Genomic DNA, 23,899 nt, shown 5'->3' on the forward strand with positions numbered 1-23,899 from the left:
GCTCACGCTAGGAACCGGCAGAGGACCAGGTAAAGGGCCAAAATTGCGGGAAACGACTGAGCCGATCTAGGGTCGGCGCCGTGGATCTGCACGTCAGCCTGGTGGGCCGCCGCGACATCGCCGGCCAGATCTACCGCCAGCTGCGCGCCGCGATCCTGGACGGGCGGCTCCGCGCGGGCGACGCGCTGCCGCCGACGCGGGAGCTGGCGCGGCGCCTCGCGATCTCCCGCAACACGGTCGGCGTCGCCTACGACCGGCTCGCCGCCGAAGGCTTCCTCACGAGCCGGGTGGGGGCGGGGACGTTCGTCCGGGAGACCGGGTCCGCCCCGCGCGGCGCGCCCGCCGCCTCGCCGCTGCGGCCGCGCCGGGTGTGGGACGAGGTGTCGGCCTGGCCCGCGCGGATGCAGGGCATCAGATGGGACTTCCGCGTCGGGCTGCCCGACGTCACGCTGTTCCCGTACGAGGCGTGGCGGCGGATCATGGCCGGGGTGCTCCGGCCGTCGGCGCTGGGCGATCCCGCGTCGGCGGGCGACCCGGCGGGCCTGCCCGCCCTGCGGGACGCCATCGCCCGGCACGTCGGCGTGTCGCGCTCGGTGCGCGCGGCCGGCGCCGACATCGTCGTCACCGCGGGCGTCCAGCAGGCGCTCGACGTCATCGTCCGGGTGCTGCTCGAACCGGGCGACGTCGTCGCCGTCGAGGACCCCGGCTACCCGCCCGTGCGGATGCTGCTCACCGCGGCCGGGATGCGGGTGCGCGGGGTGCCGGTCGACGCCGAGGGCCTGCGCGTCGACGCGCTCCCCGAGGACGCGCGGGCCGTCTACGTCACCCCGTCGCACCAGTTCCCGCTGGGCATGCCGATGTCGCTGCCGCGGCGCCGGGCGCTGCTCGGCTGGGCGCGGCGCCGCGACGTGGTGATCGTCGAGGACGACTACGACACCGAGTACCGCTACGGGGGCCGGCCGGTCGAGCCGCTGCAGAGCCTCGACGGGGACGGCCGCGTCCTGTACACCGGCACGTTCTCCAAGGTCATGCGGCCGGTGCTGCGGCTCGGCTTCGTCGTCGTGCCGCCGGCGCTGCACCACGCGTTCCGGATGGCGCGCTACGTGTCGTCCTGGCACGCCGAGCTGCCCGCGCAGGCGGCGCTGGCCCGGTTCATCGACGAGGGCCTGCTCGCCCGGCACCTGCGCAGGTCGCGCCGCGAGTACCGGGCCCGGCACGAGCGCGTCGCCGGCCTGGTCGGCGGGCTGATGGGCGACCGGCTGACCCTCGTCCCGTCCGAGGCCGGGCTGCACCTGAGCGCCACCCTCCCGGCCGGGACGGACGACGCCGCGATCGCCGCGCGGGCGCTGGAGGCGGGCATCGGCCTGTTCGCGCTCTCGGAGTTCGCGGTGTCCGCGCCGCCGGTCCCGGGGCTGGTCTTCGGGTACGGGGCCGCGCCGCCGCCCGCCATCGACGAGGGCCTGCGGCGGCTGAGCCGGATCGTGGCCTGACTACCGCTGGACGGGGGTGACGCGCCGGCCGTCCGCGCCGAAGAACAGCACCCGGCCGAAGTCGACGGTCAGCGCGACATGGTCGCCGCGATCGGGACGGCCGCCCGGCGCGATCCGGAACACCAGGTCGGACCGCCGGTGGTGGCCGGCGTGCTCCTCGGTGTACTCCTCATCGCCGGACGGGCGGCCGAGCATCTCCCGCAGGCGCCCGCGCAGGCCGGTCCGGTCCGGCTCGCGGGCCGGCGGAGCCTCCGGCCGCCCCACCTCGGTCGCGTCGACCGTGGGGATGCCCGCCTCGGCGTAGGCGAGCCACTCGTGCCCATGGAACTCCAGCGCGCGGACCTGCCCGGACAGGACGCTCCCGTGCGGGGCCGGCGAGCCGGGGGCGATCGGCATCAGCGTGTCGGGGCGGACGCCCACGATCACCGGCCGCCCGTGGTGGCTGATCAGCGCGGACGCGCGGGGATCGTTCCACGGCAGCATCAGCCGCTGCGGCCCGAAGTCGAGCAGCAGGCCCTCGCCCTCGACGGCCCACAGCGTGGCCTGCATCAGATTGATCGGCGGCGAGCTGAGGAACGCGGCCACGAACACCGTCGCCGGGTCCTCGTAGATCTGCTCGGGGGTGCCGACGTCCTCCAGGACGCCGTCGCGCAGCACCGCCATCCGGTCGGCCATCGTCATGGCCTCGATCTGGTCGTGCGTGACGTAGACGGTGGTGGTGCCGGTGGAGCGGACCAACGCGGCGATCTCGACGCGCAGCTCGGCGCGCAGCCCCGCGTCCAGGCTCGACAGCGGCTCGTCCATCAGGAACAGCGACGGCTCGCGGATCAGCGCCCGCCCGATCGCCGCCCGCTGCCGCTGGCCGCCCGACAGCGTGCCCGGCATCCGGTCGATCATCGTGTTGATGCCGAGCGCGCGGGCCAGCTCGACGACCTTCGCGCTGGCCTCGGCCCGGTCGTCCCCCGACACCTCCAGGGGGAACATCATGTTGCCCTTGACCGTGCGGTGCGGGTAGAGCGCCCCCTCCTGGAAGACCATCGCCACGTTCCGCTCGCGCGGCGGCAGCGCGTTGGCGACGATCCCGTTCAGCCACAGGTCGCCGCTGGTGATCTCCTCCAGCCCGGCGATCATCCGCAGGATGGTCGACTTGCCGCACCCGGACGGCCCGAGCAGGACGAACAGCTCGCCGTCGTTGATCCGCAGGCGGACGTTCCGGACGGCCGTCTGCCCGCCGGGGTACACCTTGTCGACGCCGTCGAGCACAACATCCGTCATCGGGGCCGCCTGGTGGTGGGTGAATCTTCGGTCCGTCATCACACCGCGCGACGGTCGAGGTTGTCCAGAGTAAATCCGGGGTTACAGCCCGTCGGCCCGGCCGAGTCCGGCCATGCGGCCGCCGCGGCGCCCCGATATGGAACCGCGCCTACCGGCAGTACTTCGCCGACACCGACCTGTCCACCGGCGCGCCCGTCAAGGTCCCGGTCGGCACCGCGCCTCCCGCACCTCCCATGTACGCCAATGCCGCACGTCCATCACGCGTCCCTCTGGAGATCGAGAACCTTCCCGTGTCAGGCTGGCTCGTCGAGGTGGAGGTCGTCGCCGCGTTCCGGTAGCGCGGCCGCGTCCGCCACGGTCCGGGAGCGCTCCGCGGTCCCCCGGGGCGCTCCCGCCCAGCGAAGGAGGAGCTCCCGTGTCCGACTCCCCGACCCCCGTCACCCGCCGAACCTTCCTGCGCCGCGGCGGCGCGGGCGCCGTCCTGCTCACCGGCGGCGTCCTCGCCGGCGGCACCGCCGCCGCCGCGCCCTCCCGCGGACGCGTGCCCGCCGCGCCCGCCCCCGCCGATCTCGACCCGCTGGCCCTGCTGAAGAAGATGCTGTCCTTCGACACCCAGAACTTCGGCGAGGGCGGCGTCACCCGGCCGCACGCCGAGATGCTGAAGGCGGTCTGGGACTCCGCGAACGTGCCCGCGGAGATCATCCCCACGCCCAAGAAGGACAACGTCCACCTCATCGCCCGGATCAAGGGCACCACCGCGGCGCCGCCGCTGCTCCTGCTCGGGCACTCCGACGTCGTGCCCGTGGAACGCGACAAATGGTCCGTCGACCCGTTCGCCGGGGTCGTCAAGGACGGCGAGATCTACGGCCGCGGCGCCCTCGACATGAAGGGCGCCAACTCCGCCAACATCGCGGCCCTGCTGCGGCACGTGAAGGAGGGCGCGAAGTTCGACCGCGACATCATCGTCCTCACCGACTGCGACGAGGAGGCCGGGCAGTACGGTTCCGGCTGGCTCGCCCAGAACCACTGGGACAAGATCAACGCCGGCATGGTCCTCACCGAGGGCGGCTGGTTCCTCGCCCAGAAGGACCGCAGGACGCCGATGCTCATCACGGTGACGCGCCAGGACAAGGTCTACTTCAACCTCGACCTCGTCGCCGACGGCACCGCCACCCACTCGTCCAAGCCCAACCCCGAGTCCGCGATCGCCAGGCTCTCCCGCGCCGTGACCGACATCGACACCTGGCTCGCGCCCGTCGCCCTCACGCCCGTCACCCGCGAGTACTTCGGCGCCCTGGCCAAGGCCACCGACGACGGCCCGTTCGAGCGGGCGCTGCGGCTGCTGCTGTCGGCGCGGTCGCAGCCGGCCCGCGAGCGGGCGGCGGCGCTCGTGGTCAAGCGCAGCTCCTACCCGTGGCTGCACCAGGCGCTCCTGCGGACCACGCACTCCTTCGTCATCGAGGAGGCGGGGTACAAGGAGAACGTCATCCCGTCCTCCGCCACCCTCCGGGTCAACTGCCGGGGCGTGCCCGGCGGCCAGCGGCCCCGCGACTTCCTGGCGGCGTTCCGCAAGCGGCTCGCGGACCGCGACGTCACCGTCAAGCTCGCCGGCAACCCGGGGGAGTCGGAGGAGGACGCCCTCAAGCGGCTGGACGAGACCTGGGCCAGGCAGCCGTCCAGCCTCGACTCGCCGCTGTACACCGCGATCGGCGAGGCCGCGGCCGAGACCTACCCGGGCGCCGTCTTCGCCCCCGCCCTGTTCGAGGCGGGGACGAGCCTCGGGCCCTGGACGTCCAAGGGCGTCCCCGGCTACGGCGTCTACCCGTACGTGCTGGACAACGACCAGCTGATCGCCATGCACGGCAACGACGAGCGCATCACCGTCGAGGCGCTCAAGCAGGGCACGGAGTTCATGTACCGGCTGTTCGACCGGTTCCGCGTCCGGTGAGACCGGCGCGATGAACATGGGTGCGCTCCCGGTCCCGCTGCGGGCCGGGAGCGCGCCCATGCCGGGTTCCGATGTGATGCCCGCGATGTCGTGAGGCCGCCGTAGACTCCTTGGTCGTGGCAGGCCGGATTCGCAATGAGGACATCGCGCTCGTGCGGGAGCGCTCGTCCATCGCCGACGTGATCGGCGAGTACCTGCAGCTGCGCAGCGCGGGCGGCGGCAACCTCAAGGGCCTCTGCCCGTTCCACGACGAGAAGTCGCCGTCGTTCAACGTGACGCCCGCACGCGGGCTGTACTTCTGCTTCGGCTGCGAGGCGGGCGGCGACGTCATCAAGTTCGTCCAGGAGATCGAGCACCTGTCCTTCAGCGAGTCGGTGGAGCGGCTCGCCGCGCAGGCCGGCATCCAGCTGCGCTACGAGGAGGACGGCGGGCGCCGCCCCCGGCAGGACGGCGGGCAGCGCGCCCGGCTCATCGAGGCGCACAAGGCCGCCGCCGAGTACTACGCGGAGCGGCTCGCCTCGCCCGAGGGCATGATCGGCCGGACGTTCCTGGCCGAGCGGGGCTTCGAGCAGGCCGACGCCGAGCGCTTCGGCGTCGGTTTCGCCCCCCGCGAGTGGGAGGGCCTGGTCCGGCACCTGCGCGGCCGCGGCTTCGCCGACCGCGACATCGTCGCCGGCGGGCTCGCCAAGGAGGGCCGCCGCGGCCCGATGGACCGGTTCCGCGGCCGGCTGATGTGGCCGATCCGCGACCTGTCCGGCGACGTCATCGGCTTCGGCGCCCGCAGGCTCTACGAGGACGACGACGGCCCCAAGTACCTGAACACCCCGGAGACGCCGCTGTTCCACAAGGGCTCGGTGCTCTACGGGGCCGACCTCGCGAAGAAGGAGATCGCGCGGCGGCGGCAGGCCGTGGTCGTCGAGGGCTACACCGACGTGATGGCCTGCCACCTGGCGGGCGTCCCGACGGCGATCGCCACCAGCGGGACGGCGTTCGGCGACGACCACATCAAGGTGCTGCGCCGGCTGCTGATGGACCAGGACGAGTTCCGCGGCGAGGTGATCTTCACCTTCGACGGCGACGCCGCCGGGCGGAAGGCGGCGCTGCGCGCGTTCGACGACGAGCAGAAGTTCGTCTCGCAGACGTTCGTGGCCGTCCAGCCGGACGGGCTCGATCCGTGCGACCTGCGGATCCGGCACGGCGACGCGGCGGTGCGCGACCTCGTGGCGTCCCGGCTGCCGCTGTTCGAGTTCGCGGTGCGCAGCACGATCGAGCAGTACGACCTCGACACGGTCGAGGGGCGGCTGAGCGCGCTGGACGCGGCGGCCCCGGTGGTCGCCGCCATCAAGGACCGCTCCCGCCGGCAGATGTACGCGGTCAACCTGGACCGCTGGCTCGGCATCATGGACGAGCAGTTCGTGCTGCGCCGCGTCCGGGAGCTCGCCGCCCGCGGGCACGGCCGCTCCCAGGCCGGAAGCGGCCGCCCGCAGGCCGGAAACGGCCGTGCGCAGAACGGGAACGGCCGGCCCCAGGACGGGTACGGCCGCGGCCGTAACGGGCGCGACGGGCGCGACGGGCCGGGCGGCGAGCCGCCGGCGCCGCCGCGTCCGGCGTTCGACCCGGCCGACCCCGAGGTCCAGCGCGAGCGCGAACTGCTGAAACTGGCCGTCCAGCGCCCGGCGCTGCTCGGGCCGGGGTTCGAGGAGGTCCCGGCCGGCGCGTTCCTCGCCCCGCCGCACGCGGCGGTGCGGGCGGTGATCGCCGAGGCAGGCGGTGTGACGGCGGCCGGGAGCGTCGCCGAGTGGGTCGCGCTGCTCCTGGAGCGCGCGCCGAACGACCAGGTCAGGGACCTGATCACCAAGCTCGGGGTGGAGCCGGTCCGATCCGCCCAGGAAGCGGACGACCGTTATGCCGCGGACCTGCTGGCCCGAATACAGGAACGCCAGCTCACCCGCATGATCGCCGACGCCAAATCTAAACTCGGGCGGCTGAATCCGGCCGAGGCCGGCGACGAGTACAAGAAGCTGTTCGGCGACCTTGTCGCACTTGAGCGGCAGCGACGGGTGTTGCGGGAGAGGGGACTTGGGGCGCAGTAGGTCAACGGACGCAAAAATAGGTCCTGTGATCTTGGCTCCATTTGACGCAGACTGTCTGCGTGGGCCCTTCGGTGCTGCCAAGCGAGGCGCCATCGGTTGATCAGGTGGCGGACCTCGTCGCACGTGGCAGAGAACGCGGCGGTGTGACCGTCGAGGACGTCGCTGCCGCGCTCGATCGCTCGGACTTGCCGGACGACTCCCTGGAAAGGGTCGTCCGGATGCTCGCAGAGCAGGGGGTGGAGGTTCTCGAGTCTCAGCAGGAGACCGAGGACGTCGCGCGAGCGGATGAGGGAGACCTCGGCAAGCGGGCGCCGACGAGCGACCTGGTTCGGATCTACCTGAGAGAGATCGGTCGCGTACCGCTTCTCACGGCAGAAGATGAAGTAGAACTCGCGAAATCGATCGAGGCGGGACTGTTCGCCGAGGAGAAGATGGCGCGTACCGCCGTCCTCGCCCGCGGCGAACTGATCGACCTCGAACTGCTCGCCCGCGAGGGGATGCGTGCGAAGCAACGCCTGATCGAGGCCAACCTGCGGCTGGTGGTCTCGATCGCGAAACGCTACGTGGGCCGGGGAATGCTCTTCCTCGACCTCATCCAGGAGGGAAATCTCGGACTGATTCGCGCGGTCGAGAAGTTCGACTACACGAAGGGGTTCAAGTTCTCGACCTACGCCACCTGGTGGATCCGGCAGGCGATCACCCGGGCCATCGCCGACCAGGCCCGGACGATCCGGATCCCGGTCCACATGGTGGAGACCATCAACAAGCTGGTCCGGGTGCAGCGCCAGATGCACCAGGACCTCGGCCGCGAACCCACCCCGGAGGAGATCGGCCTGGAGATGGGGCTGTCGCCCGTCCGGGTCGTGGAGATCCAGCGGATCGCCCAGGAGCCGGTGTCGCTGCAGTCGCCGATCGGCGAGGAGGACTCCGATCTCGGCGACTTCATCGAGGACGCGGACGCGGTGGTCCCGATCGAGGCCGCGGCGTTCATCCTCCTGCAGGACCAGCTGGAGGACATCCTCGGCACCCTGTCGGACCGGGAGCAGCGCATCATCCAGCTGCGCTTCGGCCTGACCGACGGGCATCCGCGCACGCTGGAGGAGGTCGGCCGGGAGTTCGGCGTGACGAGGGAGCGGATCCGCCAGATCGAGTCCAAGACCCTGGCGAAGCTGCGGCACCCCTCGCGCGCGCAGACGCTCCGGGAGTACCTCGACTGACGGGCGTCCTCCCGGCCGGCGGGCCGGGAGGACCTCCCGTGTCCGTGCCTGGTCATCTGGTCATTACGTCGCATTTCGTCCGGACCGTGTCCTACCGTGGTGGTCATGCTGATCGTGACGACTGATGGCGTGGCGGGGTACGAGATCAGGAGCGTCCTCGGGGAGGTCCTCGGGACGGCCGTGCAGGCGGCTCAGGGCGGCGGGCCCGCCCCCGGGCAGGGCGGCAGCAGTGCGACGTTCCGGGTGACCGGGGAGCAGCCGGGCATGAGCCTCGCCGCGGCGCGCCGGGAGGCGGTGGAACGGCTCGGCGAGGAGGCGCGCCGCAAGGGCGCGAACACGGTGGTCGGCATGCGGTACGACACCGCCGCGGTGGGCGGCGGTGTCGAGGTGTGCGCCTACGGGACGGCCGTCTGGGCCGAGCCCGCGGCGCAGCAGCGCGAGCAGGCGCCCCAGTACCAGCAGCAGCCGCCTCAGCAGGGCCAGCTCCCGCCGTACGGGGAGCCGCAGGCCGGCGGCCCGCCGATGGCCGCCCGCAACCTCACGATGGGCCTGCACGACCGGCCGCGCTGACGTCCTTCCCCCAGGGGCCGCGACGAGGGAGGACACCCTGTCGCGGGGGCGCTTGACCTGGCGAGCCGGGGCTTCGCTAAGTTAGGTTTGCCTAACCAAATTGCACGCCCCTGGAGCCCCTCATGCGTCCTGTGTCCGTTCTCGCACTCGCCGGCGCCGCCGCGGTGTCGATGTCCCTCCTGGCGGCGTGCGGTGGTGACGGGGACGAGGCGGACGCGGCGGGCGCGATCGCCGTCACGGCCACCGACGACACCTGCGAGGTGGCCAAGACCGACCTTCCCGCCGGCAAGACCACCTTCAAGGTCACCAACGAGGGCTCGAAGGTCAACGAGTTCGAGGTCCTGAAGCCGGACGGCAAGATCCTCGCCGAGCGGGAGAACATCGGCCCGGGGACCAGCGTCGACTTCGTCGTGAACCTGCCCGCCGGGCAGTACCGGATGCTGTGCAGCGCCGGGCAGACGGGCAAGGGCCCGTCCCAGAACGTCACGGTCACCGGCGCCTCCGCGGGCGGCGGCGACCAGCGGCTCGACAAGGCCGCCGCCGACTACAAGGCCTTCGTCATCGCGCAGCTCGACGACACCCTCGCCAAGACCCGGACGTTCGTGGACGCGGTGGAGGCCGGCGACGTCGAGAAGGCCAAGGAGCTGTACGCGCCGTCCCGCGTCGGCTGGGAGACGATCGAGCCCGTCGCCGAGAAGTTCGGCGACATCGACCCGAAGGTCGACGCCCGCGAGGCCGACCTGAAGCCGGAGGAGAAGAAGGACTGGTCCGGCTGGCACCTGCTGGAGAAGGCCCTCTGGAAGGACGGCTCGGTCAAGGGCAAGGAGAAGTACGGCGACCAGCTGCTGAAGGACCTCGAAGTGCTCAAGTCGCGGCTTCCCGGCCTCACCCTCGACCCGGTCAACGACATGGCCGGCGGAGCGAAGGAACTGCTGGACGAGGTCGCCACCGGCAAGGTCACCGGTGAGGAGGAGGCGTTCAGCCACACCGACCTCGTCGACTTCGAAGCGAACGTGAACGGCGCCAGGAAGATCTACGAGCTGCTCAAGCCGGTCGTCCAGGAGCGCGACGCGCAGCTCGCCGCGGACCTCGACGCCAACTTCGCCAAGGTCGACGCGCTGCTGAAGAAGCACGCGAAGGGCGACGGCTACGTGTCCTACGACAAGGTCGGCAAGGACGACCGCAAGGAGCTGGCCGACGCGGTGAACGCCCTGGGCGAGCCCCTGTCGAAGCTCGCCGAGGCCGTGGCGAAGTAGCGGGACGAGAGGACGGTGGCGAGATGACCGGCGACGGGACCGCGCCGCGGCCGGGGCTGTCCCGGCGCAGGATGCTCGGCTTCTCCGGCGCGAGCCTGCTCGTCGGCGCCGCCGCCGGGGCCGGGCTCGACCGGGTCGCCTCCGCGGACGAGGACTCCGGGGCGGGGGCCGCGATCGCGTTCCGCGGCGCGCACCAGGCGGGCATCGCCACCCCCGTCCAGGACCGGCTGCACTTCGCGGCGTTCGACGTCACGACCGGCGACCGCGACCGGCTCGTGCGCATGCTGAAGGAGTGGACGGAGGCGGCCGCCGCCATGACCGCCGGACGGCCCGTCGGCGACGGCGCGGTGGGCGGGATCGCCGTCGCGCCGCCGGACGACACCGGCGAGGCGCTGGGGCTGCCGCCGTCCCGGCTCACGCTGACGATCGGGTTCGGCCCGACGCTGTTCGAGAAGGACGGGAAGGACCGCTTCGGGATCAAGGCGCGCCGCCCGCCCGCCCTGGTCGACCTGCCGCACTTCCCGGGCGACGCCCTGGACCCCGCCCGCGGCGGCGGGGACATCGCCGTGCAGGCGTGCGCCGACGACCCGCAGGTCGCGGTGCACGCCATCCGGAACCTGGCCCGCATCGGCTTCGGCGTGGTCGCGGTCCGGTGGTCGCAGCTCGGGTTCGGCAAGACGTCCTCGACGACGCCGGACGCGCAGACCCCGCGCAACCTGTTCGGGTTCAAGGACGGCACCGACAACATCGGGGGGAACGACAGGGCGCTGCTCGACGAGCACGTGTGGGCCCGCAAGGGCGAGGGCGCCGACTGGATGGCCGGCGGCTCCTACCTCGTCGCCCGCCGGATCCGCATGCACATCGAGACCTGGGACCGGACGTCGCTGCGCGAGCAGGAGGACATCTTCGGCAGGAACAAGGGCGAGGGCGCGCCGGTGGGGGAGCGCAAGGAGCGCGACAAGCCCGTCCTGGCGCGGATGAAGCCGGACGCGCACGTCCGGCTGGCCCATCCCGAGAGCAACCAGGGGTCGCGGATCCTGCGGCGCGGCTACTCGTTCACCGACGGGTCGGACGGCCTCGGGCGGCTGGAGGCGGGCCTGTTCTTCATCGCCTTCCAGCGCGACCCGCGCACGGGCTTCATCCGGATCCAGAACTCGCTGGCGGCGGACGCGCTCAACGAGTACATCCAGCACGTCGGATCGGGCGTCTACGCGTGCCCGCCCGGCGTCGGCGAGGACGGCTACTGGGGCGACACGCTGTTCGGCTAGACACGCCGTTCGGCTAGCCGCTACCCCTGACCGGCGCGTTCGGCTCGTATGCGCGCCACCACGTCGCCGGCGGCCGTCTTGATGGACTCCAGCTCCTGGAGGTAGGCCCAGTAGTCCGGGTGGGCACCGGTGAGCCGGTTCGGCGCGTTCTCCAGCCGTTCGACGAGCGAGTCGAGGACCCGCGCGTGCTGGGGCGCCGGCCCTCCGGGCTGCGCCATCGCGAGCCGCTGCGCGTCCCGCACCGCGAACCGCACGCCCTCGGCGGGCTTGGACGGGTCCTCGGCGACCGCCTTCAGGTCCTCCACCCGCCCGGTGACCTGCCCGGCCCGGCGGTCGGCCGCGTTCAGCTCGGTGCGCGCCGCGGTGAGCGCCCGCTGCGCCTCGTTCCACTCGGTGCGGCCGGCGTGCGCGGACGCCTCGTTCAGCCGCTCGCGGGCCCGGACGACCGCCGCCTCGATGGACTCCGGGGCGCCCTTGAGGTCCTGCCAGCAGGCCTGCGAGTAGCCGCGCACGAGGACCCGCATCGCCTCCTTGACCGGCCCCACGCGGTTCGCGACGACGTCCACCCGCGTCCGGACGGAGGCGAGCGAGTTGCGGACCTTCTGCGCCAGCTGCGGCAGCTCCGCGGCGGCCTCGCGCGCCCCCTCGGCGATGCCGCGGACCTCCTCGGCCTTGCGGATCGCGCCGTCCAGCCCGAGCCCGCCGAGCCCCTGCGAGCCGAGCTGGGCGAGGACCTCCCTGGCGCGCTCCAGTTCCGCCTCGGGCTCGGAGGCGTCCATCCCGGCGTCCTTCGCGGCGGCCACGGCGGCGTCGGCGGCGGCCACCGCGTCGCGGGCGGCGGCCAGCCGCGGCGGGAGCTGGTCGAGGGCGGACTCCAGCCGGGCCATCTGCGGGGCGAGGCGCTCGGCGAAGCCGTTCAGGTTCCGGGTGATCTGCTGCAGCCGCTCGGTGGTCGCGACGAACGCGCGCCGCGCCGCGTCGTACTCGGCCGGTGACCGGTCCCGGTCATCGAGGTCGTGGGCGTCCAGGACGGAGATGTAGGCGACGGACGCGGCGTCCGCCGCCTCGGACAGCCCGGCGAACTCCCGCCGCGCGGGCGCCGCGGCCTGGGCGTCCAGGTCCTCGAACACGGTGACGCGGCCGTCGATGTACTTCTGCGCCTGGTCCATGTCGTAGAAGGCGGTGGCCGCCGCCTCCCTGGCCTCGATCGCCCCGGCAGCCGCCTGCCCCCCGCGGCCGCCCCGGCGGCGCTGGTCACCCGGTCCCCGCAACGCAGCCTCCCTTCGTCCCAGCCCCAGTCTTGCGCAAAAGGGTCAGGTTGCGTGCACGCGCGCGGCCGGTAGCGGTGCCGGACGACCGGCCGGCGGTGCCCTAGCACAATGATGTTCGCCATCGCTCCGCAAAGGATGGAACGGATAGCATCGCTGCTACGTCGATAAGGCTGGGCGCCGGGTCGGCGTCCGTCCGTTTCGGCATGCGATCTGGGAGGCCCATCGTGCCCGTCAGCCTGAGCAAAGGCGGCAACGTCTCGCTCACCAAGCAGGCCCCCGGCCTGACCGCGGTGACCGTCGGTCTCGGCTGGGACCTGCGCACCACCACCGGGTCCGATTTCGACCTCGACGCCTCCGCCATGGTCCTCGACGCCTCCGGCAAGATCATCACCGACCAGCACTTCGTGTTCTTCAACAACCTTCGCACGCCGGACGGCGCCGTCGAGCACAGCGGCGACAACACCACCGGCGCAGGCGAGGGCGACGACGAGCAGCTCAAGGTCAACTTCGGGGCGATGCCGGCCACGGCCGAGCGGGTGGCGTTCGCCGTGTCCATCTACGACGCCGACAGCCGCGGGCAGAACTTCGGCCAGGTCCGCAACGCCTACATCCGGGTGCTCAACCAGGCCGACGGGTCGGAGATGGCGCGCTACGACCTGTCCGAGGACGCCTCGATGGAGACCGCGATGGTCTTCGGCGAGCTGTACCGCAACGGCACCGAGTGGAAGTTCAGGGCGGTCGGCCAGGGTTACGCGTCCGGGCTGGCGGGCATCGCCATGGACTTCGGCGTCAACATCTGATCAGGTTCTACGGGAAGGGAGAGGCCCGTACATGGGAGTCTCACTCGCCAAGGGCGGCAATGTTTCACTGACGAAGGCCGCGCCCAACCTCACCGCGGTCACCGTCGGCCTCGGCTGGGACGTCCGCGCCACCACGGGTGCCGACTTCGACCTGGACGCGTCCGCGCTGATGCTCGCGAGCACCGGCAAGGTCATGTCCGACCAGCACTTCGTGTTCTTCAACAACCTGAGGAGCCCGGACGGATCGGTCGAGCACACCGGCGACAACCTGACCGGTGAGGGCGAGGGCGACGACGAGTCGATCAACGTCGACCTGCGGGCGGTGCCGCCCGAGTGCGAGCGCATCGTCTTCCCCGTCTCCATCTACGACGCGGACAACCGGCAGCAGAGCTTCGGCCAGGTCCGCAACGCCTTCATCCGGATCGTCAACCGGACCGACGGCAACGAGCTCGCCCGCTTCGACCTCACCGAGGACGCCTCGACCGAGACCGCGATGGTCTTCGGCGAGCTGTACCGGCACGGCGGTGAATGGAAGTTCAGGGCCGTCGGGCAGGGGTACGCCTCCGGTCTCGCCGGCATCGCGATGGACTTCGGCGTGAACGTCGGCTGACGGCCGGCGCCCCCGCCCCGCGGCCGCCACGCCCGGCCGCCCTTCCCTAACAGAGATACGCGCATGATTCTTCGCACCTTCGGGTGGTCCTTCGGCGTCACGGTCGTCGGCCTGCTCCTCGCCCTGCTGTACGACGGGCCGACCGGGCTCGCCCTGGTCGCCGTGCTGGCCGTCCTCGAGATCTCGCTCTCGTTCGACAACGCCGTGGTCAACGCCAAGGTGCTGGACCGGATGAGCGTCTTCTGGCAGAAGATCTTCCTGACGATCGGCATCGCCATCGCGGTGTTCGGCATGCGGCTGGTCTTCCCGCTGCTGATCGTCGGGATCACCGCCAAGCTGAACCCCTACGAGGCGTTCGACCTGGCGCTCAACGACTCGCACCGCTACCACGAGCTGATGAACGACGCCTACCCGATGATCGCGGCGTTCGGCGGCATGTTCCTGATGATGCTGTTCCTGGACTTCGTGTTCGAGGAGCGCGCCGACAAGTGGCTGCCGTGGCTGGAACGGCCGCTCGCCCGCATCGGGAAGCTGGACCAGCTGGCGGTCGTCGTCGCGGGCGGCTCGCTGGCGTTCGTCGCGTGGCTGGCGGCCGACGACCCCGGCAGCGTCATGATCGCCGGCGTGCTCGGCATGGTGACCTACATCCTCGTGAACGGCCTCGGGGAGCTGTTCTCCGAGGCGGGCGAGGACGACGAGGAGGAGGACGGCGAGGAGGCCGGGGAGGGCGGCAGGTCCGGGCCGAGCTCGCTGGCGCTGGCCACCGGCAAGGCCGGGTTCTTCCTCTTCCTGTACCTGGAGGTGCTGGACGCCTCGTTCAGCTTCGACGGCGTCATCGGCGCGTTCGCGATCAGCACCGACCCCGTCGTCATCGCGCTGGGCCTCGGCATCGGCGCCATGTACATCCGGTCGCTGACGGTGTTCCTGGTCCGCAAGGGCACGCTGCACGAGTACGTGTACCTGGAGCACGGCGCGCACTGGGCGATCGGGGCCCTGGCGGTCTGCATGCTGATCAGCATCGGCCACCACGTGCCCGAGTGGATCACCGGCGGGCTGGGCGCCGGACTGATCATCGCCGCGTTCGCCAGCTCCGTCGTCCGCAACCGGAACGGCGACGGGGCGTCCTCCGGACCGGCGGCCGGCGGCGAGGGCGACAAGCAGCTGCACTCCAGCAACGTCTGACCGGCCACCGCGACCCCAGCGACACACATCGATCATCAAAGGAGACGGACCGATGTCAATCTCGTTGCAGAAGGGGCAGAAGGTATCGCTGGCCAAGCCCGGCGGTGGCACCCTCACCCGCGTCAGGATGGGGCTCGGCTGGGACGCCGTGCCCAAGAAGGGGCTGTTCGGCAAGGGCAAGGCGCAGTCCATCGACCTGGACGCGTCCTGCCTGCTGTTCGACGCCGCCGGCAACCTCGCCGACCAGGTGTGGTTCCGGCAGCTGCGCAGCAAGGACGGCTCCGTGCAGCACACCGGCGACAACCTGACCGGCGAGGGCGAGGGCGACGACGAGGTCATCAACGTCGACCTGCAGAACGTCCCGGCCAACGTCACCCAGCTCGTGTTCACGGTGAACTCCTTCACCGGGCAGGACTTCTCCCAGATCGCCAACGCGTTCTGCCGCCTGGTGGACGAGAGCACCGGCCAGGAGATCGCCCGCTACGACCTGAGCGGCGCCGGCCAGCACAACGCGCAGATCATGGCGAAGGTGGCGCGGGACGGGCAGGGCTGGTCGATGACGGCCATCGGCGCCACGGCGACCGGCCGCACGTTCCAGCACCTGCTGCCGGCCGTGGCGACGCACCTGTGACCCCGGGCGTCTGACGGGCTCCATGCGGCATTTCGAGCACATCGACGCCGCGCGTCGCAAGCACCTGTTCTACCGCCACCCCCGCCCGTTCGGCCGCCACGACGACCCGGCGGTGCTGGGGGTGGCGCTGGGTGCCACGCTGTACTGCCCGGCCACCCGGCCCGCCCTCGACACCGACATCGAGCGCGCCCTGCGGCGGGGCGTGATGAGCATGGTCGTGTGCCTGGAGGACGCGATCGGCGACGACGAGGTCGCGGCCGGCGAGGCCAACCTCGTCGCCGGGTTCCAGGCGCTGCACGCGCGCGGCGCGCAGGTGCCGCTGCTGTTCGTCCGCGTCCGCGACCCCCGGCAGATCGGCGACCTGGCCGACCGGCTCGGCGACGCCGCCGAGCTGGTGACCGGGTTCGTGCTGCCGAAGTTCACCGCGGCGCACGGTGGAGCGTTCCTGGACGCGCTGGCCGACACCGCCGCCCGCACCGGGCTGCGGCTGCTGGCGATGCCGGTGATCGAGAGCCCGGACGCGGTGTACGCCGAGTCCCGCGCGGAAATGCTGCACGATGTGGCGCGGCTGCTCGCCAAGCACCGGTCGCGGATCGTCGCGGTCCGGCTCGGCGCGGCCGACATGTCCGCCGCGTACGGGCTGCGCCGGCCGCCCGACCTGACGATCTACGACATCCGGCCCGTCGCCGGGGTGGTCTGCGACGTGGTCAACATCCTCGGCCGCGCCGACGGCACGGGGTACGTGGTCACCGGGCCGGTGTGGGAGTACTTCTCGCAGGGGGAGCGGATGTTCAAGCCGCAGCTGCGGCAGTCGCCGTTCGAGCGGCAGCGGGCGGCGCCGCTGCGGCAGCGGCTGATCACCTCCGACCTGGACGGGCTGATCCGCGAGGTGCACCTGGACAAGGCCAACGGCCTCACCGGCAAGACCGTGATCCATCCGAGCCATGTCGCGGCCGTCCACGCGCTGTCGGTGGTGACGCACGAGGAGTACTGCGACGCCGCCGACATCCTCGGCGTCGCCGGGGGCGGGGCGATGGCCAGCTCGTACGCCAACAAGATGAACGAGGCGAAGCCGCACCGCGCGTGGGCGCAGCGGCTGATGCTGCGCGCCCGGGTGTTCGGGGTGGCGGCGGAGGGCGTCACGTTCGTCGAGCTGCTGGAAGCGGCGGACGTCCGGTGACGGCCTCCTGGGTGGCGTCGCGTCTCGGGGTGCGCCTCGTGGACGGCCCGTGCGCGGGCGGAGCCGGGTTGTCGTCCCTCGTGGGGCTCGCGGTGCGCCGGAACCCGAAACGCGCGCACCTGCTGGTTTCGGCGGTGCTGGGCAAGCACGTCCCGACCGATCCCCGTCTGGTGTACGGGTCGGGGCTGCTGCTGGGTGAGCTCGTGCGTGCGCGGCTGCGCGGAGAGGAGCCGTCCCGTCCCGGTCCGCTTCTCTCGCGCGCGCTTGGAGGCGAGCCGGGGGCGGCGCGCGGGCTGCGTGATCTGCTGCGCGAACCACGGATCCCCGTGGAGGCGATCGTGCTCGGCTATGCCGAGACGGCCACGGCGCTGGGCCACTCGGTGGCGGACGCCCTGGGCGGCGCGTACTACCTGCACTCCACGCGGCGTCCCGTCGAGGGGTTCGCCACCTACGGGGGGTTCGAGGAGGAGCACAGCCACGCCACCAGCCACCTGCTGCTACCCGCCGACGGGGCGGCGCTCGACCGCGATGTGCCGATGGTGCTGGTGGACGACGAGCTCTCCACCGGGCGCACGGTGCTGAACACCATCGAGGCGCTGCACGCCGTCCGTCCCAGGGGCCGTTACGTGCTGGCGGCCCTGGTCGACCTGCGCGGCCCCGCCGACCGGGCCCGTATGGACGAACTCGCGGCCGGGCTGGGCACGCGCATCGACGCGGTGGCGCTGGCCGGGGGGCATGTCGAGCTTCCAGAGGGCATCCTGGAGGCCGGGAAGGCGCTCGTCGCCGGCCTCCCTCCGAGCGCCCAGGACGGCGGCGGACCGAAATTCGAGGTCTCCCGGATCGCGCTGGGGTGGCCCGCCGGGTTGCCGGACGGAGGACGCCACGGGTTCCTGCCGGAGCACCGCGCACGGCTGGAGAAGGAGCTCGCCGGGATGGCCGACGTCCTGGCGGCGCGGTTCAGGGGCGAGGCCTCCCGCGTGCTCGTGCTGGGCTTCGAGGAACTGATGTACACGCCCCTGCGCCTGGCGGAGGCGCTCGCCGACGCGCTGCCGGACGCGGACGTGCGCTACTCGACCACCACGCGCTCGCCCGTCGTGGCCGTGGACGACCCCGGATACGCCATCCGGACGCGGCTGGCCTTCCCCGCACATGACGACCCCGCCGACGGGCCGGGGGAGCGGTACGCCTACAACGTCGCCGCAGGCACCGGCCAGCGCCCGTTCGACCGGATCGTGTTCATGGTGGACGACGTCGGCGACACCCCGGCGCTCGCCGAAGGGCTTCTGGAGAGGCTGCGCGCGCTTGCGCCGGTGCTGGTCGCCACCGTCCCGTCCTATAGGAGCGCCTCGTGAAGCCGCTGCACGGGCCGGCCTTCGGCAGCTATCGGGCCGAGGACGTCACATGGCTGCTCAAGGACCTCTCGCACGTGCGTCTGGAGGCGCCCACAGAGGAACGTGAGGCGGCCATCCAGTCGGGGCGTGCTCACTACGCCGAGTCGCTTCCCGTGGAGTACCAGCCGGGTCCCGAGTACCGGAAGCTGTTCCAGGAGGCGCTGGAGGCGTCCGCCGAGCGGATCGCCTACGCGACCGGGCTCGTCACCGAGATGATCCTCACCGAGCGGGGCCCGGACGCCGTCCTGGTGTCGCTCGCCCGCGCCGGCACGCCCGTCGGGATCCTGATGCGGCGCTGGGCCCGGTTCGCGCACGGCCTCGACCTGCCGCACTACGCCGTCAGCATCGTCCGGGGGCGGGGGATCGACACCGTCGCGCTGCGGTACCTCGCGGAGCGCCACGATCCGGCGTCGGTGATGTTCGTGGACGGCTGGACGGGCAAGGGCGCCATCACGCGGGAGCTGACCGCCGCCCTGGCCGCGCACCCGTTCGCCTCCGACCTCGCCGTCCTCGCGGACCCGGGCCGGTGCACATCCCTGTACGGCACGCGCGACGACTTCCTGATCCCGTCCGCGTGCCTCAACTCCACGGTGTCGGGGCTGGTGAGCCGGACGGTCCTCAACGACGACCTGATCGGGCCCGGCGACTTCCACGGCGCGAAGTTCTACGCCGAGCTCGCCGCCGACGACGTGTCCGCGCTGTACCTCGACACGGTGTGCGCCCGGTTCGGCGACGTGGCCGCGACCGTCGCGAAGGACCTGCCGGACGCCCTCGCGGCCGACCGGACGCCCGACTGGTCGGGCTGGGAGGCCGTCCGCCGCTGCGCCGAGGCGGAAGGGATCGGCGACCTGAACCTGGTCAAGCCCGGCATCGGGGAGACCACGCGGGTACTGCTGCGGCGCGTCCCGTGGAAGGTCCTCGTCCGTGCCGACGCCGGCTCCGAGGTCGCGCACATCCGGCTGCTCGCCGGTGAACGCGGCGTCCCCGTCCACGACGTCGAGCCCGGCCGGTTCCCGTACGCCTGCATGGGCCTCATCCATCCCCGGTTCGGCAAGGGAGCCGCCCAGTGACCGTCCTGGTGTGCGCGGACCTCGACCGCACGCTGATCTACTCGGCCGCCGCCTTCGCCCTGGACGGGCCGGACGAGACGATGCCCCGCCTGCTGTGCGTCGAGTTCTACCAGGGCGCGCCCCTCTCCTACATGACGGAGACCGCCGCACGGATGCTGGAGGCCCTCTCGACGGCGGCCACGTTCGTCCCCACGACGACGCGCACACCCGAGCAGTACCGGCGCGTGCAACTCCTGGACAAGCCGCCCCCGTTCGCCATCTGCGCGAACGGCGGCCACCTCCTCGTGGACGGCCGGGAAGACCCCGAGTGGGCCGCGGCCGTCCGGAGCCGGGTCGCGGACGCGTGCGCGCCGCTCGCGGACGTCCAGCACCATCTCGCGGAGTCCGGCGGTGACTTCGTCCTCAAGCGGCGCACCGCGTCCGGCCTGTTCGCCTACACCGTCGTCGACCGGGCCGCGCTCCCGCCCGGCTGGGTCGAGGACCTCACCGGATGGTGCGCCGAACGCGGCTGGCGGACGTCCCTGCAAGGCCGCAAGGTCTACTGCCTGCCCGCCGGCCTGACCAAGGCCGCCGCCGCCGCGGAGGTCGCCCGCCGCGCCGCCGCGTCCGGCATGCTCGCGGCCGGCGACTCGCTGCTCGACATCGACCTGCTCGAAGCCGCCGACCGCTCGATCCGTCCCGCCCACGGCGAGCTGAACGACACCGGCTGGACGTCCCCGGCCACCTCCGTCACCGCCGCCCGCGGCATCCGCGCAGGTGAGGAGATCGCCCGCTGGCTGCTGGACCGGGCGGCCGCGCCGTAATTAATCACGGCCCGCCGCCGCGCCCCGTTGACAACCGACGGACGTCCAGGGGTCGCCCCGGCCGCGTTCTGAGGCGACAATCACGGTGAGCCCCCCTCGCTTCAGGAGGAGGTCACCTGGACCACATGAGCTCCCGTCTCACCGGCGACGAGACCGCGCTGTGGAAGGCCGCGGCCCGGGTCCTCGATGCCAACTGGACCGGGACCGCCACCGCCGCCTCGCCCGGCCTCTACCCGCACCAGTGGAGCTGGGACTCGGCCTTCATCAGCATGGGGCTCGCCCGCCACCGCCGCGACCGGGCCGAGGCCGAGCTGCTCTCCCTCTTCCGCGGCCAGTGGGCGGACGGGATGCTCCCCCACATCGTGTTCAACACCACCCTCGACCGGCACGCGTTCTTCCCGGGCCCGGACCTGTGGCACAGCGAGCGGCAGCCGGGCGCCCCGCACGGCGTCCAGACCTCCGGCCTCACGCAGCCTCCCCTGCACGCCCTCACGGCCCTCCGCCTGCACGAATGCGCCACCGACCTGGAGGCCAGCCGGGCGTTCCTCGCGCACCTCTACCCGATGCTGGACGCCCAGCACCGCTACCTCACCCGCTGCCGCGACCTCGGCTCCAGCGGCCTCGTCGCCATCTGCCACCCGTGGGAGTCGGGCCTCGACAACAGCCCCGCCTGGGACCGCCCCCTCGGGGCCCTCCGCCTCCCGCCGTCCTCCTACGCGCCCGGCCTCCGCACCCACGCGCTCCCGACCGGCGAGGACTACGAACGCTACGTGTGGCTCGCCGCCCTCATGCGGGAGGCCGGATACCGGCCCGCCTACCTGCGCGACACCCACCCGTTCGCCGTCGAGGACCCCCTCGTCAACGCCACCTACCTGGCGTCCACCCACGCCCTCGCCGAGGTCGCCGGCATCATCGGCGCCGACCCCGTCCCGCACCGCGAGCGCGCCGACCACGTCCACCGGGCCATGCTGGAGCGCCTCTGGGACGCCGAGACCGGCTGCTTCCGCGCCCGCGACCTGCGCGACGGCCGGCTCCTGCCCGTCATCACCGCCGGCTCGTTCGGCCCGCTGCTGGACCCCGAGCTGCCCGCCCCGATCGTCCGCAACCTCGTCGACCTGCTCCTGTCGGCCCGCTTCGCCGGCGCCGCCGGATACCCCGTCCCCACCTGCGACATCCAGGCCCCCGCGTTCGACCGCGCCGGCTACTGGCGCGGCCCCACCTGGATCAGCACGAACTGGCTCATCTGGTACGGCGCCCTCGGCCACGACCTCCCGGTCGTCGCCGACCTGCTCTACGGCTCCACCATGCGGCTCGTCCGCCAGTCCGGCTTCCGCGAGTTCTTCGACCCGTTCGACGGCACCGGCCGCGGCAGCCACGACTACGCCTGGTCGGCGGCGCTGGTCCTGGACCTCCTCGGCGCCCGGCGCGCCCCGCAGGCCGCCTGATCGCCTACCGTGGACGCATGCGCCTACTCCGGGGTCCCCTCCCGCCCGCGCTCCGCGGCACCCTGACACTGGAACGCGGCGAACGCGTCCTCGCCTCGGCCCCCACCCGCGGCGGCTCCCACGTCGTCGCCACCCTCACCGCGCTGCACGTCCCCGCCCCCTCCGGCGGCTTCGCCCGCATCCCCTGGGAACGCGTCGACCACGCCACCTGGAAGGACGGCTGGCTGCACGTCAGGGAGACCTCCGGCGGCGCCGAGCACCACGTCCGGCTCACCGACCCCGGCTCCGTCCCGGAAACCGTCCGCGAACGCGTCACCGCCACCATCGCCGTCACCCACCACGCCACGCTGCCCTCCGGCGGCAAGGTCCGCATCGCCGGCCGGCGCCCGGCCGCCGGAGGCGACGTGCGCTGGACGTTCGTCTTCGACGCCGGGCTCGACCCCGCGGACCCGGGCCTGCGCGCCCAGGCCGAGCAGATCCTGGAGGACCTGCGCCGCCAGACCGGCCTCTAACCGGGATAGACGGGCGGCTGCTCGCCCTCTTCGGCCTTGTGCCGCCCCGGCATCTGCTCGGGCACCCGGTCCTTCAACTGCTCGGCCTTGCCGCGCGCCACCCCGGCGAACTCCTCGCCCTTCGACCGCAGCATCCCCGCGGCCTCCTGCACGTTCGGGTTCTCCGACACCTGCTTCGACAGCCGCTTCATCTGCTCGTACCGCTCACGCCCGGCCCTCGTCCCGAGGACGTAGCCGATCGCGGCTCCTGCCATGAACATCATGCGGGTCTTCATGTCCAACTCCCACTCGGGCGGAATCGTGACAGCCCCATACCCACCGCCGCCGCCCCCATCCATAACGGTGCGCGAACACCTCCGCACATGCGCTAACCTAGGACCCGCCGACAGAGGCCAGACCTGGTCGGACGCACGATCCCGCGTAGCTCAATCGGCAGAGCAGCCGGCTGTTAACCGGCAGGTTATTGGTTCGAGTCCAATCGCGGGAGCTTTTTTCTGCCCGGTAGAGCCGAGGTCAGGCCTTCGTTCCGATCAAAGAACGGGGCCTGTGTGCTTCCTGGGGAGCCAGTCGGGGGACCGCCGCCGCCCGTCCGCTGCGCCAGGCGAGTTGGCCGGCGTGGTTCTCTGTTGCAGGGCTTCGGCGGCATCATTGGGCGGTGATGTACCCGCCTCCTGGAAGCTCCCCGTCACCGAAGTCCCGGCCGTCCGCCCTCTGGTACCTCGTTCCCGTGTTCGTCCTCGTCGCCACCGGCGTCGGTCTGTTCGTGATCTGGTGGGTGTTGGAGGTTTATGGCCTTGAGCCTCCCGACGTGGTCGACGATCAGATGGCGTGGATCCCACCGGCGATCCTCGTCGGCGGCATCATGGGCGCCGCGATCGTCACGTTGGTGATTTTCCTCATCCGTCGTCGCGCCGCCCGAGCCGGCTAGCTCGCACTTTCACGGGTGGGCGTGTGGTGGGGTAGTGACAATGGGTGTGGCCCCGCTCGAGTGCAGGAGTGAGACTTGCCCGCTGAGGACGACCCCCCGCCGCCCGTTCCCGAAGAAGCGAACACCTGGTCGGAGTTCATCGCCCGGCTCCGCGCGCTGTACGAGTGGTGCGGACGACCCAAGTACCGGGCGCTGTGCGCGCGGTCGCCGGGGCTGTCGCCCGCGGCGGTGTCGAACCTGATCGGGAAGAACCCGCTGACCCGGCCGCCGGAGACCGCCACCGCCCGGTTCGTCGAGGCGTGCCTGCGCTACCGCGGGTGGTCCGAGACGGACAGCGAGGTCGAGCGGTGGATCTCGCATTGGGGTGTGATCGATCGTGGTTCGGTGCCGGCCGAGGTGCCGCCGGGCCCCGGAGTCCGCTGGTGGCGGTGGTATGCGGGTGGGCTCGTCGGGGTCTTGGTGGTGGGCGCCGGCGTCTTCTTGCTTGCGGGTGGGGACGGTTTGGGGTCGTGTCAGCGGGTCAGCGGCAATGTCAAGGACACGCGGATGAAGCGGACGTGGGGGGATCTGTTCCAGTGTCCCAACAAGCCGCGGGTCGGGGTGTACGAGAAGGCGGCGTTCGGTAGCGAGATCGCGGTTCTGGAGACCGATCCCAGCTGGTTCATCTGCTGGACGCGCGGCCAGCGGCATTCGGGCGGAAACGACATCTGGTACTACACGCAGGGGGACCACTCGACCCGGATGCCCGAGCTGGACGCCTGGGGGTACGTGCCCGCGTCCGATCTGCGGGTCGGGCGCGCTCCCGATCCGGCGATCACCCGGCGGTGCTGACCTGCGGTTTCTCTGTTCTGAACGGATCGGAACAGGTCTTAGGGCGTCCGGGCGAACCGTTCCGGCGGCTCGTTGTCTAAGGTTCTGGGGTACCCCGCACCCCGCGACCGTCCACGGCAGTGAGCGCC

At 72.2% G+C, this 23,899-nt stretch carries 22 protein-coding genes and 1 tRNA gene; 20 read left to right on the top strand and 3 right to left on the bottom strand.

Annotated elements, in window-relative coordinates:
• The first annotated feature begins 80 nt into the window (after positions 1–80).
• Complete coding sequence (locus ABGB11_RS33700) at positions 81–1,490, top strand: PLP-dependent aminotransferase family protein (RefSeq protein WP_347639518.1); 1,410 nt, start codon at positions 81–83, stop codon at positions 1,488–1,490.
• Here ABGB11_RS33700 and ABGB11_RS33705 read toward each other — a convergent pair whose 3' ends face one another.
• On the bottom strand, positions 1,491–2,765 hold the full coding sequence (locus ABGB11_RS33705; protein WP_347639519.1) for an ABC transporter ATP-binding protein: 1,275 nt from the start codon (positions 2,763–2,765) through the stop codon (positions 1,491–1,493).
• A gap of 415 nt (positions 2,766–3,180) precedes the next feature.
• Here ABGB11_RS33705 and ABGB11_RS33710 point away from each other — a divergent pair, with 415 nt between their 5' ends.
• The 6 genes from ABGB11_RS33710 (at position 3,181) to efeB (ending at position 11,117) form a co-directional block, all read left to right on the top strand.
• The gene (locus ABGB11_RS33710; protein WP_347639520.1) at positions 3,181–4,713 is read left to right on the top strand and encodes a M20/M25/M40 family metallo-hydrolase; all 1,533 of its coding nucleotides are present in this window, start codon (positions 3,181–3,183) and stop codon (positions 4,711–4,713) included.
• Positions 4,714–4,829: 116 nt separating this feature from the next.
• The gene (dnaG, locus tag ABGB11_RS33715) at positions 4,830–6,806 is read left to right on the top strand and encodes a DNA primase (protein ID WP_347639521.1); all 1,977 of its coding nucleotides are present in this window, start codon (positions 4,830–4,832) and stop codon (positions 6,804–6,806) included.
• Positions 6,807–6,877: 71 nt separating this feature from the next.
• Positions 6,878–8,023 carry an RNA polymerase sigma factor RpoD gene (gene rpoD / locus ABGB11_RS33720; protein WP_347639568.1) on the top strand — a complete coding sequence of 382 codons (1,146 nt, stop codon included), beginning with the start codon at positions 6,878–6,880 and terminating at the stop codon, positions 8,021–8,023.
• A gap of 105 nt (positions 8,024–8,128) precedes the next feature.
• A complete protein-coding gene (locus ABGB11_RS33725; protein WP_347639522.1) occupies positions 8,129–8,593 on the top strand; it encodes a heavy metal-binding domain-containing protein in 465 nt (154 codons plus the stop codon).
• 131 nt (positions 8,594–8,724) lie between these two features.
• A complete protein-coding gene (efeO, locus tag ABGB11_RS33730; protein ID WP_347639523.1) occupies positions 8,725–9,849 on the top strand; it encodes an iron uptake system protein EfeO in 1,125 nt (374 codons plus the stop codon).
• Between the two features lie 23 nt (positions 9,850–9,872).
• Complete coding sequence (gene efeB, locus ABGB11_RS33735) at positions 9,873–11,117, top strand: iron uptake transporter deferrochelatase/peroxidase subunit (protein WP_347639524.1); 1,245 nt, start codon at positions 9,873–9,875, stop codon at positions 11,115–11,117.
• A gap of 20 nt (positions 11,118–11,137) precedes the next feature.
• Here the strand turns inward: efeB and ABGB11_RS33740 are convergent, their stop codons facing one another.
• Positions 11,138–12,388 (bottom strand): molecular chaperone DnaJ, encoded by a 1,251-nt coding sequence (locus ABGB11_RS33740; RefSeq protein WP_347639525.1) that lies wholly within the window; start codon positions 12,386–12,388, stop codon positions 11,138–11,140.
• 224 nt (positions 12,389–12,612) lie between these two features.
• Here ABGB11_RS33740 and ABGB11_RS33745 point away from each other — a divergent pair, with 224 nt between their 5' ends.
• The 10 genes from ABGB11_RS33745 (at position 12,613) to ABGB11_RS33790 (ending at position 22,012) form a co-directional block, all read left to right on the top strand.
• A complete protein-coding gene (locus tag ABGB11_RS33745) occupies positions 12,613–13,188 on the top strand; it encodes a TerD family protein (RefSeq protein ID WP_347639526.1) in 576 nt (191 codons plus the stop codon).
• 31 nt (positions 13,189–13,219) lie between these two features.
• Entirely contained in the window at positions 13,220–13,798 is a 579-nt protein-coding gene (locus tag ABGB11_RS33750) for a TerD family protein (protein WP_347639527.1), read from the top strand.
• 63 nt (positions 13,799–13,861) lie between these two features.
• On the top strand, positions 13,862–14,980 hold the full coding sequence (locus tag ABGB11_RS33755) for a DUF475 domain-containing protein (RefSeq protein ID WP_347639528.1): 1,119 nt from the start codon (positions 13,862–13,864) through the stop codon (positions 14,978–14,980).
• A gap of 52 nt (positions 14,981–15,032) precedes the next feature.
• On the top strand, positions 15,033–15,611 hold the full coding sequence (locus ABGB11_RS33760) for a TerD family protein (protein ID WP_347639529.1): 579 nt from the start codon (positions 15,033–15,035) through the stop codon (positions 15,609–15,611).
• Between the two features lie 22 nt (positions 15,612–15,633).
• On the top strand, positions 15,634–16,791 hold the full coding sequence (locus ABGB11_RS33765) for an HpcH/HpaI aldolase/citrate lyase family protein (protein ID WP_347639530.1): 1,158 nt from the start codon (positions 15,634–15,636) through the stop codon (positions 16,789–16,791).
• Complete coding sequence (locus ABGB11_RS33770) at positions 16,788–18,143, top strand: phosphoribosyltransferase family protein (protein ID WP_347639531.1); 1,356 nt, start codon at positions 16,788–16,790, stop codon at positions 18,141–18,143. Before ABGB11_RS33765 ends, ABGB11_RS33770 begins: the two co-directional genes overlap by 4 nt.
• Positions 18,140–19,252 carry a cysteine protease StiP family protein gene (locus ABGB11_RS33775; RefSeq protein WP_347639532.1) on the top strand — a complete coding sequence of 371 codons (1,113 nt, stop codon included), beginning with the start codon at positions 18,140–18,142 and terminating at the stop codon, positions 19,250–19,252. The genes ABGB11_RS33770 and ABGB11_RS33775 overlap by 4 nt, the downstream gene beginning before the upstream one ends.
• Positions 19,249–20,055: an HAD family hydrolase gene (locus ABGB11_RS33780; protein WP_347639533.1), complete on the top strand. Its 807-nt coding sequence runs from the start codon at positions 19,249–19,251 to the stop codon at positions 20,053–20,055. Before ABGB11_RS33775 ends, ABGB11_RS33780 begins: the two co-directional genes overlap by 4 nt.
• A 125-nt stretch (positions 20,056–20,180) precedes the next feature.
• Complete coding sequence (locus ABGB11_RS33785) at positions 20,181–21,500, top strand: hypothetical protein (protein ID WP_347639534.1); 1,320 nt, start codon at positions 20,181–20,183, stop codon at positions 21,498–21,500.
• Positions 21,501–21,517: 17 nt separating this feature from the next.
• On the top strand, positions 21,518–22,012 hold the full coding sequence (locus ABGB11_RS33790) for a hypothetical protein (protein WP_347639535.1): 495 nt from the start codon (positions 21,518–21,520) through the stop codon (positions 22,010–22,012).
• On the opposite strand, the gene ABGB11_RS33795 is transcribed toward ABGB11_RS33790, so the two are convergent.
• Entirely contained in the window at positions 22,009–22,287 is a 279-nt protein-coding gene (locus ABGB11_RS33795) for a YtxH domain-containing protein (protein ID WP_347639536.1), read from the bottom strand. The genes ABGB11_RS33790 and ABGB11_RS33795 overlap by 4 nt on opposite strands.
• A 139-nt stretch (positions 22,288–22,426) precedes the next feature.
• On the opposite strand from ABGB11_RS33795, the gene ABGB11_RS33800 reads away from it, so the two are divergent.
• From ABGB11_RS33800 to ABGB11_RS33810, 3 genes are all read left to right on the top strand, one after another.
• Positions 22,427–22,499, top strand: a tRNA-Asn gene (locus ABGB11_RS33800).
• A 240-nt stretch (positions 22,500–22,739) separates the two neighbouring features.
• Positions 22,740–22,940, top strand: a complete 201-nt coding sequence (locus tag ABGB11_RS33805) for a hypothetical protein (RefSeq protein ID WP_347639537.1) — start codon at positions 22,740–22,742, stop codon at positions 22,938–22,940.
• A 75-nt stretch (positions 22,941–23,015) separates the two neighbouring features.
• The gene (locus ABGB11_RS33810; RefSeq protein ID WP_347639538.1) at positions 23,016–23,771 is read left to right on the top strand and encodes a hypothetical protein; all 756 of its coding nucleotides are present in this window, start codon (positions 23,016–23,018) and stop codon (positions 23,769–23,771) included.
• Positions 23,772–23,899: the final 128 nt, after the last annotated feature.

Source organism: Actinomadura sp. B10D3, from assembly GCF_039871695.1.
Lineage (GTDB): Bacteria > Actinomycetota > Actinomycetes > Streptosporangiales > Streptosporangiaceae > Spirillospora > Spirillospora madurae.

What these genes read in the sequence shown, in the direction of transcription:
- ABGB11_RS33750 (WP_347639527.1), top strand. Translation starts at nt 13,220, where the DNA reads ATGGGAGTCTCACTCGCCAAGGGCGGCAATGTTTCACTGACGAAGGCC.
- ABGB11_RS33755 (WP_347639528.1), top strand. Translation starts at nt 13,862, where the DNA reads ATGATTCTTCGCACCTTCGGGTGGTCCTTCGGCGTCACGGTCGTCGGC.
- efeB (WP_347639524.1), top strand. Translation starts at nt 9,873, where the DNA reads ATGACCGGCGACGGGACCGCGCCGCGGCCGGGGCTGTCCCGGCGCAGG.
- ABGB11_RS33765 (WP_347639530.1), top strand. Translation starts at nt 15,634, where the DNA reads ATGCGGCATTTCGAGCACATCGACGCCGCGCGTCGCAAGCACCTGTTC.
- ABGB11_RS33795 (WP_347639536.1), bottom strand. Translation starts at nt 22,287, where the DNA reads ATGAAGACCCGCATGATGTTCATGGCAGGAGCCGCGATCGGCTACGTC.
- ABGB11_RS33790 (WP_347639535.1), top strand. Translation starts at nt 21,518, where the DNA reads ATGCGCCTACTCCGGGGTCCCCTCCCGCCCGCGCTCCGCGGCACCCTG.
- ABGB11_RS33725 (WP_347639522.1), top strand. Translation starts at nt 8,129, where the DNA reads ATGCTGATCGTGACGACTGATGGCGTGGCGGGGTACGAGATCAGGAGC.
- ABGB11_RS33785 (WP_347639534.1), top strand. Translation starts at nt 20,181, where the DNA reads ATGAGCTCCCGTCTCACCGGCGACGAGACCGCGCTGTGGAAGGCCGCG.
- ABGB11_RS33760 (WP_347639529.1), top strand. Translation starts at nt 15,033, where the DNA reads ATGTCAATCTCGTTGCAGAAGGGGCAGAAGGTATCGCTGGCCAAGCCC.
- ABGB11_RS33705 (WP_347639519.1), bottom strand. Translation starts at nt 2,765, where the DNA reads ATGACGGATGTTGTGCTCGACGGCGTCGACAAGGTGTACCCCGGCGGG.